The 16194-nt window shown below is 60.7% G+C and carries 13 protein-coding genes and 1 tRNA gene; 8 read left to right on the top strand and 6 right to left on the bottom strand.

What is annotated here, in order from left to right; all coding sequences use genetic code 11:
* Nucleotides 1-7: 7 nt before the first annotated feature.
* From ade to BLW55_RS03675, 3 genes are all read right to left on the bottom strand, one after another.
* Nucleotides 8-1825, bottom strand: a complete 1818-nt coding sequence (gene ade, locus BLW55_RS03665) for an adenine deaminase (RefSeq protein WP_090326767.1) — start codon at nt 1823-1825, stop codon at nt 8-10.
* A 75-nt stretch (nt 1826-1900) separates the two neighbouring features.
* A complete protein-coding gene (locus BLW55_RS03670) occupies nt 1901-2626 on the bottom strand; it encodes a TetR/AcrR family transcriptional regulator (protein ID WP_244508976.1) in 726 nt (241 codons plus the stop codon).
* Between the two features lie 1101 nt (nt 2627-3727).
* Entirely contained in the window at nt 3728-4666 is a 939-nt protein-coding gene (locus BLW55_RS03675; protein WP_244508977.1) for a DMT family transporter, read from the bottom strand.
* A gap of 118 nt (nt 4667-4784) precedes the next feature.
* Here BLW55_RS03675 and BLW55_RS03680 point away from each other — a divergent pair, with 118 nt between their 5' ends.
* From BLW55_RS03680 to BLW55_RS03690, 3 genes are all read left to right on the top strand, one after another.
* The gene (locus BLW55_RS03680) at nt 4785-5681 is read left to right on the top strand and encodes a LysR family transcriptional regulator (RefSeq protein ID WP_090326772.1); all 897 of its coding nucleotides are present in this window, start codon (nt 4785-4787) and stop codon (nt 5679-5681) included.
* 82 nt (nt 5682-5763) lie between these two features.
* Nucleotides 5764-7566 carry a DNA helicase RecQ gene (gene recQ / locus BLW55_RS03685; protein WP_090326775.1) on the top strand — a complete coding sequence of 601 codons (1803 nt, stop codon included), beginning with the start codon at nt 5764-5766 and terminating at the stop codon, nt 7564-7566.
* Between the two features lie 258 nt (nt 7567-7824).
* Complete coding sequence (locus BLW55_RS03690; RefSeq protein WP_090326777.1) at nt 7825-10296, top strand: autotransporter family protein; 2472 nt, start codon at nt 7825-7827, stop codon at nt 10294-10296.
* Nucleotides 10297-10335: 39 nt separating this feature from the next.
* Here BLW55_RS03690 and BLW55_RS03695 read toward each other — a convergent pair.
* Both BLW55_RS03695 and BLW55_RS03700 read right to left on the bottom strand, forming a co-directional pair.
* Nucleotides 10336-10420: transfer RNA gene (locus tag BLW55_RS03695), tRNA-Leu, on the bottom strand.
* A gap of 175 nt (nt 10421-10595) precedes the next feature.
* A complete protein-coding gene (locus tag BLW55_RS03700; RefSeq protein WP_090326780.1) occupies nt 10596-11048 on the bottom strand; it encodes an Lrp/AsnC family transcriptional regulator in 453 nt (150 codons plus the stop codon).
* 120 nt (nt 11049-11168) lie between these two features.
* Here BLW55_RS03700 and BLW55_RS03705 point away from each other — a divergent pair, with 120 nt between their 5' ends.
* Nucleotides 11169-12149 (top strand): nucleoside recognition domain-containing protein, encoded by a 981-nt coding sequence (locus BLW55_RS03705; protein WP_007006971.1) that lies wholly within the window; start codon nt 11169-11171, stop codon nt 12147-12149.
* Nucleotides 12150-12251: 102 nt separating this feature from the next.
* On the opposite strand, the gene wrbA is transcribed toward BLW55_RS03705, so the two are convergent.
* Nucleotides 12252-12851 (bottom strand): NAD(P)H:quinone oxidoreductase, encoded by a 600-nt coding sequence (gene wrbA / locus BLW55_RS03710; protein ID WP_090326782.1) that lies wholly within the window; start codon nt 12849-12851, stop codon nt 12252-12254.
* 191 nt (nt 12852-13042) lie between these two features.
* On the opposite strand from wrbA, the gene BLW55_RS03715 reads away from it, so the two are divergent.
* From BLW55_RS03715 to bluB, 4 genes are all read left to right on the top strand, one after another.
* The gene (locus BLW55_RS03715; protein ID WP_090326785.1) at nt 13043-13795 is read left to right on the top strand and encodes a competence/damage-inducible protein A; all 753 of its coding nucleotides are present in this window, start codon (nt 13043-13045) and stop codon (nt 13793-13795) included.
* A 76-nt stretch (nt 13796-13871) separates the two neighbouring features.
* Nucleotides 13872-14714 carry a universal stress protein gene (locus BLW55_RS03720; protein ID WP_007006974.1) on the top strand — a complete coding sequence of 281 codons (843 nt, stop codon included), beginning with the start codon at nt 13872-13874 and terminating at the stop codon, nt 14712-14714.
* A gap of 144 nt (nt 14715-14858) precedes the next feature.
* On the top strand, nt 14859-15356 hold the full coding sequence (gene gpt / locus BLW55_RS03725) for a xanthine phosphoribosyltransferase (protein WP_007006975.1): 498 nt from the start codon (nt 14859-14861) through the stop codon (nt 15354-15356).
* A 23-nt stretch (nt 15357-15379) separates the two neighbouring features.
* A complete protein-coding gene (gene bluB / locus BLW55_RS03730; RefSeq protein WP_090326786.1) occupies nt 15380-16093 on the top strand; it encodes a 5,6-dimethylbenzimidazole synthase in 714 nt (237 codons plus the stop codon).
* Nucleotides 16094-16194 lie beyond the last annotated feature (101 nt).

Below are 16194 nucleotides of genomic sequence, written 5' to 3' on the forward strand. Positions count from 1 at the left end.
CTCACATCTAGAGAAAGAGGTCGACCTTGCGGAAATTCGACACGTCGATGATGCCCGTGTCGGATATCCGAAGCTCGGGGATCACCACCAGCGCCAGAAGCGAGTGCTGCATATAGGCGTTGTTGAGTGTGCAGCCCATCTCGCGCATGGCCCCGGTCAGCTTCGCCGCCTTCCGCGCCACCACTTCGGCCCGCTCGTCCGACATCAGCCCCGCAATCGGCATCTCGACGAGTGCCAGTTCGCGCCCCTTTGAGAAAAGCACCACGCCACCGCCGACTTCGCCCAGCCGGTTGGCAGCTTTCGCCATGTCTTCCTTGTTGGTGCCCACAACGATTATGTGGTGTGAATCATGCGCCACCGACGAGGCCATCGCACAGTCCTGCATATAGCCAAAACCCGAGACGAAACCGTTCGTCACCTGCCCCGTGCCGCGATGCCGTTCCACCAGCGCGATCTGGCAGACATCGTTGCGCCGGTCCATGGCGACAACGCCGTCCTCGACACCGAGCTCGGCTTCGAGCGCCCGCGTCGGTGCCTGGTTCTCAATCACACCGATCACCCGCGCCCGCACATGGTTCGCGCCTTCGGGTGCTGCAATGTCGAAATCCTCTGCCGCAAGCTCCTTGCCGAGCCGCACCGTGTTCTTCGCCTTCGCTGGGTAATCGTAAGCGGGAATGTCCGCTTCGAGCCGGCCGCTCCGCGCCAGCCTCACACCCCGCGCGAACACCTCGTCAATCGCAAGTTCGGCGAGGTCCGATACGATGAGGAAATCCGCCCGTCGCCCCGGCGCGATGGAGCCCAGCTCGCGCTGGAGGCGAAAATGCTCGGCCGCGTTGATCGTTGCCATCTGGATCGCCGTCACCGGCTTCAGCCCCTGGGCAATCGCGTGCCGCACCACGCGGTCCATATGTCCGTCATTGAACAGCGTTCCAGAATGGCTGTCGTCGGTGCACAGAATGAAATTGCGCGGATCGAGCCCCTGCTCCGTAACCGCCTTGATCTGGCTTGCCACATCGTACCAGGCAGAGCCAAGCCGGAGCATGGCCTTCATGCCTTGCCTTACACGCGCAATCGCATCCTCGGCACGCGTGCCCTCATGGTCGTCCTCCGGCCCGCCTGCCACATAACCGTGGAACGGCAGACCAAGATCCGGCGAGGCATAATGCCCGCCAACCGTCTTGCCAGCCTTCACAGTCGCAGCAATCGCGCCCGTCATCGTCGCGTCATTCGCCGCAACGCCGGGAAAATTCATCACCTCCCCAAGCCCGATAATGTTCGGCCAGTCCATGGCTTCCGCCACATCCTCGGCTGTAAGTTCGGCTCCCGCATTCTCAAGCCCCGGCGCCGAAGGCACGCAGGACGACATCTGCACAAATACGTTGATCGCCTGCGCCATGGCCTCGTCATGCATCAGCCGCACACCGTCGAGGCCCAGAACATTGGCGATTTCATGCGGATCGATAAACATCGAGGTCGTGCCATGCGGGATCACGGCACGGCAAAATTCCGTCACCGTCACCATTCCGCTTTCCACATGCATGTGCGCATCGCATAGCCCTGGAACCAGATAGCGCCCCATCGCGTCGACCACCTTGGTCTTCTCGCCGATGGCGTGGCTCGCATCCGGCCCGCAATAGGCAAAACGCCCCGCCACGATGGCGATATCTGTCGCGGGAATCACTTCGCCCGAATGGACATTCACCCAGCGCCCGTTGCGCACCACCAGATCGGCCGGTCGGCGTCCCATGGCCACATCCACTAGAAGCGGCGCGACCGCGTGCCATGGCTTGAGTTCGGTGGACTGCACGGGCTTGGTATCGGGCATGATATCCTCCTGATGGAGGATGCACTTTGGCAAACCCGCGTCTTCCACGCCAGCCTGTTTCAGCAGAAAGGTCTGTCAGCGCGCAATCATATCCCAGGCAGCAATGGCGCTGTCGACCACCCGTTCAAGCTCGTCGGATGTAGCCCCATCCCGCGCCCGGATTGAAAGCCCGTGCATTACGGTTGCGTAGAAAGCCGCAACACTGCTCGGATTCGCGCTTTCAGGCACGTCCCCATCGGCAATGCCGCGCTCCACGCGGCGGCGAAAACCCTCTTCGCTGTCACGCCTGTTCTCGGCCAGAAAGCGGCAGACAGGGTTGTTCTCCGGCGCTCCGGCAAGTGCTGAGATCACCACCATGCAACCACGCGGATTATCGGGATTTGTATAGCTTTGTGCATTGACACGCAGCGCAGCCTCGATAGCGATACGCGCCGTGCTCCCATTCTGCAGGGCTTCGCCAACAGGCGCGCCCTCCTCGCGCTCGTAGAGCTCAATCGCTTCACGAAACAGCGCCTCTTTGCAGCCGAAAGCTGCGTAAAGGCTGGGTTTGTTGATGCCCATTGCCTCGGCAAGCTCATTCATCGAGGCGCCTTCATATCCGCACGACCAGAACACCCGCATCGCCTGATGCAGCGCTTCGTTCCTGTCAAATGCTCTGGGCCTGCCGCGTCCAGCCATCTCGAATACCTTTTGTACCAAGCCGTAAATAATTTCCTTGACCCGATTTCTCAAGACAGTAGGCCATCTCGACTGGCGGTCACGAGAAAATGGAAATGCTGGAAGGAGGACGAAACCCTGCACACCGTCTGCGAACCGGGTTCCGTACGCTGCAGCAGCTACAGACATTGCGTGCACATTTTACCGTACGTCGCACAGCGTCATCTTCTCTTTCGGATATGGTTCGCAATTGTTTTTGCCAGCAGCATGGAAGAAAAAAACAGTACAATCTGGGATGAGTTCATCCCCAGAACATACTCATCTCCCGTTATCGTTGCTGCCGTTGAAGTGACAAATATGAGCCCGATTAAAATGATGTCGTGCATAGAAAAATCTCCGGGTTGCATTGGCGGGCATGCCTCCGCCGAACGTAGCTCAGCAGAGGCGATGGAAACTCAGGGCTGAGGCCCTCCGGGATTGGTCTCAACACTCCAGGCACTCGTGGTCTCTCCAGATGTGCTCCAGCTCATTGCGCCACCGACCAAGGCACCTGCAGCCGTCCCCATCGGGCCTCCAAATTGTGTGCCAATCAGCGCCCCCATTCCCATGCTCGTAACGGTACCGGTCACTTGGGTTGATACCGTACTTATCTCCTGGCTCCCTCCATCACTACTGGAGCCTCCACCGCCAAAACTAACCGGTGCGAATAGACCGTCACGCCGAACGTCAATGTAGTGCGTCATACAAAGTACCTCTAACAATTCGGGGAAAGGAATTTATACTCCCCCTGCTGACGTGCGCCGGAACAACTGTTCCGGCGGCTCAACTGGTGAGGGGTCCTGCAGCGATCCCTCACCAACTATATGTTCGCTTCCGCGTACGCTTCGGCGAAGCTATTCCTGCAGTGCATTCCGATCAGGTGCTCAGGAGCAGCCGAGGCCGTGTACCGTATGGCAACCGCGTCACGGTCGAGATCAAGACTGGAACTGGTTCATGAACTAATCGCGGAGAAAATGCTGAACTCAACTCAACAGTCGAGATACATAAGCCCCGCCAGTTCGCAGGGTTCTGGCGATCCACTAATCATGGCCATCGTAAGTTTATCAAACATGAAGATAGTACCGCATAATTATTTAATGAAAACAACAAAATAAAGAGATATTGACGTCTACGCCTTAGATTTGTCAATGTTCATTTTTTGCTATCTGGGACTTTTGTCACAAGACGCGGGACCACCGCGCAGCGTCAGCCAGTCTGCCCAACGGGCCGGGAGGCAACGCCCGAGCCACGCTTCAAAAGGGTCACGATAGCGGCAATCACCATCAGGCTGCCCGGCAGCCAGTGCCAGCCGATCAGTTGCGGCCGGGTCACGAAGAGCACCACCATGGAAACGAAGGGCACGAGATAGCTGTAGGCCGTCACCGCACCCGGCGTCAGCACACCCGTGCCGCGCTGCATGAGCCAGAAGGTCACGCCGCTTGAAAAGACGCCGAGATAGGCAACGAGAAGGACATCGCCCATCTGCATCCGCGAAAGCGCATCGACCGGCTCGAAAGTCACACCGGCCAGCGCGATCAGCATACCACCGCCGGCGAGGCTCCAGAAAGTACGCGCCGCCGCATCCTTCGAAAGCAGGTTCCGCGCCAGCCCCCATTTGGAAAGCACGGGGTAGAGCGCAGACGCAATGCAGCCCACAAAGAACAGCACCTCGTTCCAGCCAAACTGCAACTGGGCAAGGTCGCCGCCCGTCTGCGCCATGGCCAGCGCCAGCGCACCGAGAGCCCCAAGCCCCAGAATGGCCAACAGCCCGCCCGCCCGCGGCTCGACGCCCAGCATCCGCCCCAGCCCGTAGGCAATCAGAGGCATCGTCACAAAAAGCGCCGACATGGAAAGCGCGGTCACCCGATGCGCAGCCCAGAACATGATGCCGAAAAATCCCGCAAGGCAGAGCCCCATCACCGCGTAGAGCGCAAGGGCCGGCAGGCTCGGCCGCCAGTCCTCGCGTCCGCGCACCATCGGCACCATGGCGAGTGCCGCGATGGCGAAACGCAGCGCCGTCAGAAGCAGCGGCGGCAAGCCGTCGGACAGGAACCCGACCGCGGGGAACGAGGCCCCGACGATCAGCGCCCACAAGAGCATGCCCAGATGGGCACGCATCACACTCTGCTCCCTGTCAATCGCCACGGGTCACCTGCCTTTCAGAAGTCTATCGGCTTCGAACATGAAGGCATAGCTAGTTCATTGCGACCCGATTGATAATATGCGACTCAGACGAATGACTATTGACTGACAGTGTTGAATTATGGATCGCCTCACCGCCCTCACCGTGTTCCGAACGGTCGTTGAACTTGGCAGCTTCGCCGAGGCTGCGCGGCGCCTGCGGCTCTCCCCCGCGGCCGTCAGCAAGAACATCAGAGAGCTGGAAGCGCATCTCGCCGTCCGTCTCATCAACCGCACGACACGCCGCATGAGCCTGACGGAGGCGGGCGCGCTCTATCACAAACGCATCGCAGGCATTCTCGACGATCTGGAGGAGGCCGACGCCACCCTTAGGCCGCTCCAGCAGGAGCCGCGCGGCCTCCTGCGCGTCAGTGCCCCCATGGCCGCGAGCCTCGTCGCCCTGTCGGCATCAATCCCGCGCTTTCTCGAACGCTATCCGGAGATAACCCTCGACCTGAGGCTCGACGACCGCCGCGTCAACATTGTCGAGGATGGTTTCGACCTGGTCATTCGCGGCAGCGACCGGCTGGAAAATTCGAGCCTGATTGCCCGCACGCTGCTCATCCTCGATCACGTCCTGTGCTGCGCGCCCGCCTATCTCGAAAGCAACGCACCACCCGCCGCACCGGAGGAGCTACGCCGCCACGAATGCGTGCAGTTCACGCTTTCAGGCCACGCGGACGAATGGACTTTCCACAAGGCCGGCCGCAGCGTCAGCGTGCCGGTCAACGGTCGCTACAAGGTCACCTCGAGCCTCGCCGTGCGCGATGCGCTGCGCGCCGGGTTCGGCGTAAGCCTTATTCCGAGACTTTATGTGCAGGACGACCTCGCCTCCGGCCACCTCGTCCCGCTTCTCGCCGACTGGACACCGATGGACACCACGCTCTACGCGATCTACCCCTCCGCCCGCCATGTGCAGGCCAAGGTGCGTGCGTTCCTCGACTTCCTGGTAGAAACGCTCCCCGCCCGAGCTGTCTGACTGTCCACGCCGCGCGCGTCTGCAGTGCGCCCCCAAACCTGTTATGAGAGAATAACCACCCGATTCTCCCGACAGGACCGCCGTGACCGCTGACCCGACGCATATCCTCAAGACCGTTTATGGATACGAAGCCTTTCGCGGTCGCCAGGCCGAAATCGTCGATCACGTCATCGCCGGCAACAACGCCTTCGTTCTGATGCCGACAGGCGGCGGCAAGTCGCTCTGCTATCAGATCCCTGCACTCTGCCGCCCGGGCCTGGGCCTCATCATCTCGCCGCTCATCGCCCTCATGGCCGATCAGGTGGCCGCGCTTAAACAGGCCGGCGTGCGGGCCGCCGCGCTCAACTCCAACCTGCCGCCCGACGCCCGCCAGGCCATCTGGCGCGCCATGGGAAACGGCTCGCTCGACATCCTCTACGTTTCGCCGGAAACCCTGCTGCGCCCGGCCGTTCTCGACCGGCTGAAGCAGGTCAAACTCTCGCTCATCGCCATCGACGAGGCACACTGCCTTTCCCAGTGGGGCCATGATTTCCGCCCCCATTACCGTCAGCTCGATGCACTGGTCGAAGAGTTTCCGGACACGCCGCGCATGGCGCTCACCGCCACGGCCGACGCGCCCACCCGCGCGGAAATCATCGCCCATCTGGGCATTGCCGGGCTCGACAGCTTCATCGCCGGGTTCGACCGCCCCAACATCAACTACGCCATTGAGGAAAAGGACAATCCGCGGCGTCAGCTCCAGCGGTTCCTTGAAAAGCACAGGGATGAGAGCGGCATCGTCTACTGCCTTTCCAAGCGCAAGACCGACGAAACCGCCGCCTGGCTTCAGTCGGAAGGCTACAACGCGCTTGCCTACCACGCCGGCATGGATCGCGAGGCGCGTGAGGCCAACCAGACCCGATTCCAGCGCGAGGAAGCAGTCATCATGGTCGCCACCATTGCCTTCGGCATGGGCATCGACAAGCCGGATGTGCGCTTCGTAGCGCATCTCGATCTGCCCGGCAGCATTGAAGCCTACTATCAGGAGACGGGCCGCGCCGGTCGTGACGGCCTGCCTTCCGAAGCCATGATGCTCTATGGTTTCGACGACATTGCGCTGCGCCGCCGCTTCATTGAGGAGTCCGACGCATCAGACCAGCGCAAGCGTATGGAGATGCAGAAGCTCGACGCCCTTCTCGGCCTCGCCGAAACGGCCCAGTGCCGGCGCCAGGTCCTGCTCAACTATTTCGGCGACGATTGCGAGCCCTGCGGCAACTGCGATACCTGCTCCAGTCCGCCAGAGCGCTTCGACGGCTCCATCGCGGTGCAGAAAGCGCTCTCATGCATCTACCGGACAGGCGAACGCTTCGGGCAGGCCTATATCGTCTCCGTGCTGCTCGGCGCAGAGGACGAACGCATCACCCGTTTCGGGCACGACCAGATCTCCACCTATGGCATCGGCAAGGAGCACGATCAGCGCACCTGGCGCTCCATCCTGCGCCAGATGGTCGCCCACGGCTTCGTCGATGTGGATTTCAGCGGCCATGGCGGCCTCTCGATTTCCGAGCGCGGCGCGCGGTTTCTGCGTGAAAAGCCAACGATGATGCTGCGTGTTCCCCGCCCGGCGACAAAGGGCAGGAGCCGCCGTTCTTCCGGCAGCGAAGCTGCCAGCGCCCTCGCCCCGGCAGATGCCGAGCTCTTCAAGGCGCTGCGTGAAAAGCGCATCGAGATTGCCCGCGCGCAGAACCTGCCGCCCTATGTCATCTTCCACGACCGCACGCTGATCGAACTGGCCACCGCCCGCCCCGTATCCCGCAACGCCATGGCCGGAATTTCCGGTATCGGAGAGGCCAAGCTCGACCGATATGGCGAAGCCTTTCTGGACGTCATCGCCAGCTATCGCTAAGAAATCACTCCCGCGAGAAGAAGCGAAACATAAGAATTTTATTGATTTAAGTAATTGTCTGTCGACTTGGGTCTCGGTATATTTTGTAAATCATGGGTATTTTGGGCTCGGGCAGCAAAACACTGTCTGTCATAAATGCATAAGACCATCGCGTCGCATCATAAAGCGACCTGTATAGGATCCTGAGATTTCAGGAAGGGCATCCGGTAAAAACAAAAAACTGCGTCGTGATGCCAGTGGTTTGAGGGGGGGGGGCACATGCATTATCGGACGTTCAACGGCCGACTGACGGCAATCTTATTGTCGGGAAGCGCGCTGGGAAGTTTCATGGCATGGCCGGTTTCCACCGCTCACGCCGCCTGCACTCTGGTTCCTACGGCCGGCAACGACATATTCGTCTGTGATAGCGGCACGCACACGGGCGATGTTCTGGACCTTTCAGGCAACAACACCCTGACACTCTCCGCTGGCGGTTCCGGCATTATCAACGGCAATGTCACGTTTGGTCCCGGCGTCGACACGGTCGAGGTGCATTCAGGAGAAATCAACGGTCAGCTGCAGCAGGGCGACGGCGTTGACGATTTCAGGATGACTGGCGGTCAGATTGACAGCCTGAACCAGGGCGGACATTTCGACACGTTCTTCATGTCCGGGGGCCATATCGTCAATCATTTCGACGACGGCGACGAAGCGGTCATGACCGGTGGGCGCATCGGTCGTGTCGACATGAAACTCGCCAACAACATTTTTGATATGTCTGGCGGCACCATTGACGGCAATCTGGTGGCCGGATTCGGACACGACACCATCATCCTTTCCGGCGGTTCGATCGGTGGCAATATCAGCGTCAGCGGAGGCACCGACCGCGTCACGATTACCGGCGGTTCTGTCGGCGGCGATGTCCGGCTGAGCGTGGGAACCGATACACTCCTGTGGGATGGCGGCGGCAGCATTGGCGGCAATGTGGATTTGGGCGGTGATGACGATACTGCCACGCTACGCAACCTGAACGCCTCCAATCTTGGTGGTCTAAATGCGTTTCTCGGCGGCCTCGGCGCAGACGACCTGACGCTTGAAGGCGTGGTGGCCGACACTCCTGATCGTTTCCAGACGCTTGAAACCATCAATGTGAACGCAGGATCTGCCCTGACCTTCTCGGGTAGCGAGACGCTTACCCTCGGCGACAGCGGCACCGGCACCGGATCCATGAACATCGACGCGACCAGCGCTCTCTTCGGCGGCTCGGCGACTGGCGGCATCAATGCGTTCGGCACCGGCCAACGAGCAAGTGTAAGCAATGCCGGCACCATCGATCTGACCAATGGCGGCAACAGCGCAACCGATACGTTCACGATCACCGGCGATTATTTCGGAGATGGCGGAATTCTGTCTCTGAACACGGTGCTGGGCGACGATGCCTCGCCTTCGGACAAGCTTGTCATCGCGGAGGGAACCGCCACCGGTTCCACCGGCATCTCCATCGTCAATCTGGGCGGCAGCGGCGGCACCACGGTTCAGGACGGGATCATGGTCGTCGAGGCGACAGGAGGCGGAACGACCGCCGCTGGCGCGTTCTCCCTCAACGACCGCGTCGCGGTCGGGGCTTTCGAGTATCAACTGTATAGAGGCGGTGTCTCCGCCGGCACGCAAGAGAATTGGTACCTGCGCTCAACCATCGTCAACCCACCAGCAACTTCGCCCTCTGTGCCTGCGCCTTCACCGGGAACCCCGCCCACTCCGGGCGCGACCCTGGTGACAGGCGAGACAGTTCCGCTATACCGTCCGGAGGTTGCAGCCTACTCCACCGTCCCGCCTGTGCTTCAGCATTTGGCGGCGTCCACACTTGGCACGTTCCATGAAAGACGCGGCTCACAACCATTTCTGCGGAATGGAGACACGGTTTTACCGGCAAGCTGGAGCCGACTCTTCGGCCAGACCGTCGAAAGCAAATGGGGCGGCACCGTCGCTCCCGGTTTTGACGGGAATTTATTGGGCTTTCAGCTTGGCCAGGACCTGATTGGACGCGAAAGCCATAGCGGGCATATTGACCGGGCCGGAATCTTTATCAGTCATGCCCGCATGAACGGTGACACCACCGGTCAGGCCATTGGCTGGAATGACGTGGCAGTCGGCGAACTCGACATTCATGGCACCAGCCTGGGCGGCTACTGGACGCATGTTGCGCCCAATGGCTGGTATCTGGACGGCGTCGTGACGGGTACCTGGTTCGGCGGAGCGGCACGCTCCAATGCCGGCGAAGCCATCGAGGTTGACGGGACCGGTGTCGCAGCCTCGGTTGAAACAGGCTATCCTGTCGCTCTCAACGATCGCTGGCGCCTGGAACCGCAGGTTCAGTTGATTTGGCAGCATCTCTCACTCGACGATCAGAGCGACCGTTTTTCTACGGTCACCTTCGAAACAGACGACGTCGTCACAGGACGGTTGGGAATACGTCTGGAGGGAGATTTTCAGGCAGACGATGGCCAGAGCCTGAAACCGTATTTCAAGGCCAATCTCTGGCACACATTCTCGGCAGAACATAGCCTCCGTTTCGGCGGGGACGCGGTTGCAACCGAGCTCAAAGGCACATCACTCGAACTCGGCGCAGGCCTTGTAGCCAACCTCACCAAACAGGTCGGCCTTTTCGCAACAGCTGATTATACGACGAATATCGGCGGTGAGAAAACGCAGATAGTCGAGGCCAATCTGGGCCTGAGCATCACCTGGTAGGCTGTGCCGGCATTGTTCGCCTCACGCTCCCTGCGTGTCTGGTGCGGACGGCGGGGGTCGAACCCGCAAGCCCGAAGGCGGCAAATTTTAAGTCTGCTGCGTCTACCAGTTTCGCCACGTCCGCACGGTTCAACGACTAGCGGTAGAAACCCGCGCGATCAAGCGCGATACGCATGTTCTTCAGAGAATACGCATGTTCACTTGCACATGATGGCGCGTGAAACCCGGTCGGCATCCACGTGATGGGGTCTTGCGTGTTCCTGCTTCACCGCAGGCGCGGCCGCTTTCGTCAGCGCATGTCAAAGCGGAATCATGGTGTCGTCCTTGCCGGTTCGAATCACCATCATCGTCCAGTATCTCGCAACATTCATCCGCTCCTGAAACAGTCGGTTGCAGAGCGCATCATATTCCTCCATGTCCCGCAGACGCAGGACCAGAACGGCGTCGACCTCTCCCGTCACGGCATAAGCCTGGGCAACCGCTTCCTCCCTGGCCGCCAGGTCGAGAAATTGCCTTGTGTTCGGCTCACCGTGAAGTCTCAACTCCACCGTCACCACGGCCTTCAGCGTGCGCCCGGTCTTGGCCGGATTCAGGATTGCGGCAATCCGGTCAATGACACCTGACTGACGCAACCGCCGAATTCGTCGCAGACAACTTGAAGCGGACAGCCCCACCTCGTCGGCCAGGGCGGCATTGGTGCGCGACGCGTCGCGTTGCAGAAGGTTCAGCAGTTTCCTGTCGATCCGATCCATTCATACCTCCAGACGACGAATCCTAGAGTGCAATAAAATTGCACAAATATGCAATTTTTGACCACAAATGCGAATGCCGTCGGACTAGAAAATGGCAGCAGTGAATTTTTGGAGACAGAGATGTCCGCACTCCGTTTTGCCATCCACAAAACCCTCGAGACGCTTCAGATATACTGGGAACTCGTGCGCATCATGGTTCCCATCACAATCGCGACCGAGGTGATGTCCCGGGCGGGACTGATCGATCTCGCGGCGCCCGCTCTGGCGCCCGTCATGGCGCTCTTCGGTTTGCCGCCGGAACTGGGCCTTGCCTGGCTAACGGGCATGCTCGTGGGGATCTGGGGTGCGATTGCTATGATTTTCACGCTGGTGCCCGCCACGTCGATGAGCGTTGCCGACATCACGGTGTTTTCGGCACTTGTGCTGATCGCGCACGGCCTGCCGATTGAGCAGAAGATCATCCAGAGAGCCGGTCCGGGATTTGTGATCACCACGTCGATCCGCATCGCCGGTGCCGTCGTTTACGCCATTATCCTGCATCATGTACTGGAGACAACAGGCTGGCTCGCGGAGCCGCTCAACCCGACCTGGATACCGGTCGTCGCCTCCACCGACTGGCTGGGTTTCCTTTTCGGGCTCCTGGAGGCCCTTGCCGTCATGCTCGCCATTCTCCTTGCCCTTGCCTGGGGGCTGGAAGTCCTGAAGCTGACGGGCATCATGGCACTGTTGATGCGGATACTTGCCCCGGCGCTGCGCCTTGCCGGAATCAGAGAGGAAGCGGGACAGTTTACCGCCGTGGGTCTGTTTCTCGGCATATCCTACGGTGGCGGATTGCTGATCCGCGAAGCGCGAACGGGTAACATCTCACCCCGCCAGGTCTTCATTTCATGCGTATTCATGGGCTTCGCGCACAGCATTATAGAAGACACCCTGATCGTCATGGCTCTGGGCGCAGACGCCCTTGGCGTGCTCGCCGGGCGCCTTGCATTCGCAGTCGCGGCAACGGCCCTGATTGCCTGCGTCCTGCGCTCGATCCCCGATGACAGGTTTTTTTCATGGGCGTTCCGGCGCACGAAATGCGAGGCACCGGCCGGCCCGTAGAACATCCAGTGGAAGTGGAAACGTTCTGGCCTTGAAGACCGACATCGCCCCCGCGGAATTCTGCGGGGGCGATTGTGCTTGAATTTCCGGCTTTCGCCGCTGTCAGCCAGCAAACCTTGCGGTGATTTCGGCCAGCCGCTTGCCCTGGAATTTCGCGCCTTCAAGCTCCTGCTCGGAAGGCATGCGCGAACCGTCACCATTCGTGGTCGTGGTCATGCCATAGGGTGCCCCGCCGCGCACCTTGTCGTTGCCCATCTGGTCCTGATAGGCATAGGAGAGCGGCACGATCAGCATACCGTGGTGCTGAAGGGCGAGCTGCGTTGAGGCCAGCGCAAGCTCCGCGCCGCCATGCTGCGTGGCGGTAGACGACATCACCGTGGCCGGCTTGTCGATCAGCTTGCCTTCCGCCCAGAGCGGCCCCGTCTGATCCAGGAAATTCTTGATCTGCGCCGCCATCATGCCGTAGCGCGTCGACACACCGAAAATGAACCCGTCATAGTCGGCGAGCTCCAGCGGCTCGGCGATCGGGGCCTCCTGGTCGAGCTTGTAATGTGCCTTCTGGGCCACTTCTTCCGGAACCAGTTCAGGCACGCGCTTGATGGTCACGTCGGCGCCTGCGTCCCGCGCGCCTTCGGCGGCGGCCCTGGCCATGGCTTCCATGTGGCCCCAGCTCGAATAATAGAGAACCAGAATCTTGGTCATTGTCTGCTCCGCTTTTGCTGCAATCTCGGTTTCGGTCGTCTGCCGCGACGACGCGACCTCAACGCATCTAACCTCTGTCGGGTTCACTAAAAACCGCACGAAAGCCGACACACTGTTCACCGTTTGAGGCCCATTGCCCCCGCCCTGCCGGAGGTTTATCTCTCCTATGGTCAACAGGGATCACACACGAAATGAGCGAACTCGTAACGGCCGCGATGGTGGTCATAGGCGACGAAATCCTGTCGGGCCGCACTAAGGACAGGAACATCGGCCACCTGGCCGACATGCTGACGGCGGTCGGCATTGATCTGCGCGAAGTGCGCGTCGTCTCAGACGACGAGACGGCCATCGTGGAAGCCGTGAATGCGCTGCGCGCGCGCAACACCTATGTGTTCACCACAGGTGGCATCGGCCCTACCCACGACGATATAACCGCCGATTCCATCGCCCGTGCCTTCGGTCGCCCATGCGGTTATGACGAGAAGGCCTACCGGCTTCTTGCAGAGCACTATGGCCGCCGCGGCATCGAATTCTCCGAGGCACGCAAGCGCATGGCGCGCATGCCCGAAGGCGCCGAACACATAGAAAATCCGATCTCGGTCGCCCCCGGCTTCCGCGTCGAAAACGTCTATGTGATGGCCGGCGTGCCGGCAATTTTCCAGGCCATGCTCGACAATGTGATCCCCAAACTCAGGACCGGCGCCCGGCTTATCTCCGAGACCATCCCCTCCCCGCTTCCCGAAGGCGCGATCGGCGGTCCGCTCGGCGAAGTCCAGGCCGCCCATCCCGAAACCATCATCGGCTCTTATCCAAAATATCAGGACGGTTCCTTCTGGACGGAAATCGTGGTTCGCTCCCGTTCGAGGGAGGCGCTTGCGGCGGCTGTCGAGGCGACACGCGGCATGCTGGAAGCCATTCCCGCCAGGCAGGTGGTAAAAGGTTGATCTGGCGCAAAACTTTTTGCCTCTCAGAGCGTTAGGAATAGAGACGGCCCTGCATCGCAGCTCCAAGGAGGCTGACATGAGCTACAAGACCATTCTTGCCATTCTTCAAAGCGAAGCCGACGCCCCGCGCGTTCTCGATCTTGCCCTGCCGCTTGCGGCCCGTCATGACAGCCATGTCATCGGTCTCCACGCCGAAGCACTGCCGATGGTCATGGCCTCCCCCATGGGCGGACCCGTCGTCGATCTGAGCGTCGATATGCAGGAAGAGACAAACCGCCGTCACGCAGTGATCCGCAACCTTTTCAACGAGCGCGCCCGCAGGGAAGCCGTCGGTAATGAATGGCGTGGTTTCGACAGTGTCTCGGGCGATTCCGCCATATCCGGCATCGAGAGCGCGCGCAGTGCCGATCTCGTCATCGCCCAGCAGACCGATCCGGACGCTGCCGGCGCCATGGAAGCCAATGTCGAAGCCCTGCTTTTCGAAAGCGGCCGCCCGGTCCTGTTCGTGCCCTACATCCACAAGACACGCGAGGCCGAGTTCAAGAAGATCATACTCGCCTGGAACGGTAGCCGCCAGGCAGCGCGTGCCGCCTTCGATGCCCTGCCCTTCATGAAGGAAGCAGGCAGCGTTGAAGTGTTCTGCGTCGACCCGCAGGACACGCCCCGCCGCGACGCCGCCATGGCAGGCACCGCCATCGCCGCGGCACTCGCCCGTCACGACATCGACGTCACGGTCAAGGTGGAGCAGTCTGGCGGCCTCTCCCATGGTGAGGTGCTGGACAATCGCGTCGCCGACACGGGCGCCGATCTTCTGGTCATGGGCGCCTTCGGGCGTTCCAGGCTGCGCGAATTTGTGTTCGGCGGTGCCACCCGCACCATTCTGCAGAGCATGACCGTGCCGACCTTCATGGCACATTGATGCCGGTTCGCCCCGTCTTCGCAGTGGAGACTGGCTGAAAATCCGTCATCGGAGGGTGTCGGGCTTGCGCTCGACATCCCTTTCCGGCTAATTCACCGCGCATTCCGATCTACCGCCGCGATGCGTATATGGAGTGCGATGTCGATGTCTCTTCCCGAAAAAGCCTTCCCGGTCTCCTGGGACCAGTTTCACCGCGACGCGCGCGCCCTCGCCTGGCGGCTCGCCGGCGCCAATGGCGACTGGAAAGCCATCGTCTGCATCACACGCGGAGGTCTGGTGCCCGCCGCCGTCATCTCCCGTGAACTCGGCATCCGCCTGATCGAGACCGTCTGCGTCGCCTCCTATCACGACTACACGGAACAGGGCGATCTCAGGGTTCTCAAGGAGATCAACCCGGAGCTTCTGAAGGATGACGGCGAAAACGTCCTGATCGTTGATGACCTGACCGACACCGGCAAGACCGCCGCCATCGTACGCGCCATGATGCCGAAGGCACATTTCGCCACGATATACGCAAAACCGAAGGGGCGACCGCTGGTCGATACATTCGTTACCGAAGTTTCCCAGGATACATGGATCTATTTCCCCTGGGACATGGGTTTCTCCTACCAGAAGCCGATCGCCGAAGACCAGCGCGGCTGAACGGGCCCGGGGAAACGCGCCCCATGTCGCGCATCGAGCAAAAGTCCGGCACGGCGAACGATCTGACGTCCGGTGAAGCGTTCGCTCCCGCCGAACGCGACGCCGTGTACCGTGCCATCACGACACGCCGCGACGTGCGCGGCGAGTTCCTGCCTGACCCACTTTGCGAGAACGCGCTTTCCCGCATCCTCGCCGCTGCCCACCAGGCGCCATCCGTGGGCCTCTCCCAGCCCTGGGATTTCCTTCTCGTCCGCGACAGGGAAACGCGCAGCCGGATCGCCGAAATCTTCGCCAGGGCCAATGAAGAAGCCGCAAAACGGTTTCCCGCGCAGAAACAGGCCCAGTATCGCACCCTGAAACTTGAAGGAATTCTGTCCGCGCCACTCAATATCTGCGTAACCAGCGATCCCGCGCGCGGTGGTCCCGTCATTCTCGGTGCCACCCACATGGCCGACACGGATCTCTTCAGCACCGTGTGCGCGATCCAGAATCTGTGGCTTGCGGCGCGCGCGGAAGGAATCGGCGTCGGCTGGGTGAGCATTCTGCACGAGGATCAGGTCAAATCGGTGCTTGGCATTCCCGATCGCATTCGTCTGGTGGGCTATCTCTGCCTGGGGCATGTGCGCGGCTTCCACGACCGGCCCGAACTCGAAAAGCGCGGCTGGCGACACCGTGATGATGTGAAGAAACACGTCCACGAAGAGAAATGGAACGCGCAACACGACCCTGAGGATTAATGGCTTGACGCACGATTGTTGCGCCAAACGCTTGATTTCTGTCGTCAATTCACTATGTCTGCCATCAGGCTTTCTGCGCCGCATGATTCGAGCGCGAGAGC

The organism is Nitratireductor aquibiodomus (genome assembly GCF_900105565.1).
GTDB lineage: Bacteria > Pseudomonadota > Alphaproteobacteria > Rhizobiales > Rhizobiaceae > Nitratireductor > Nitratireductor aquibiodomus.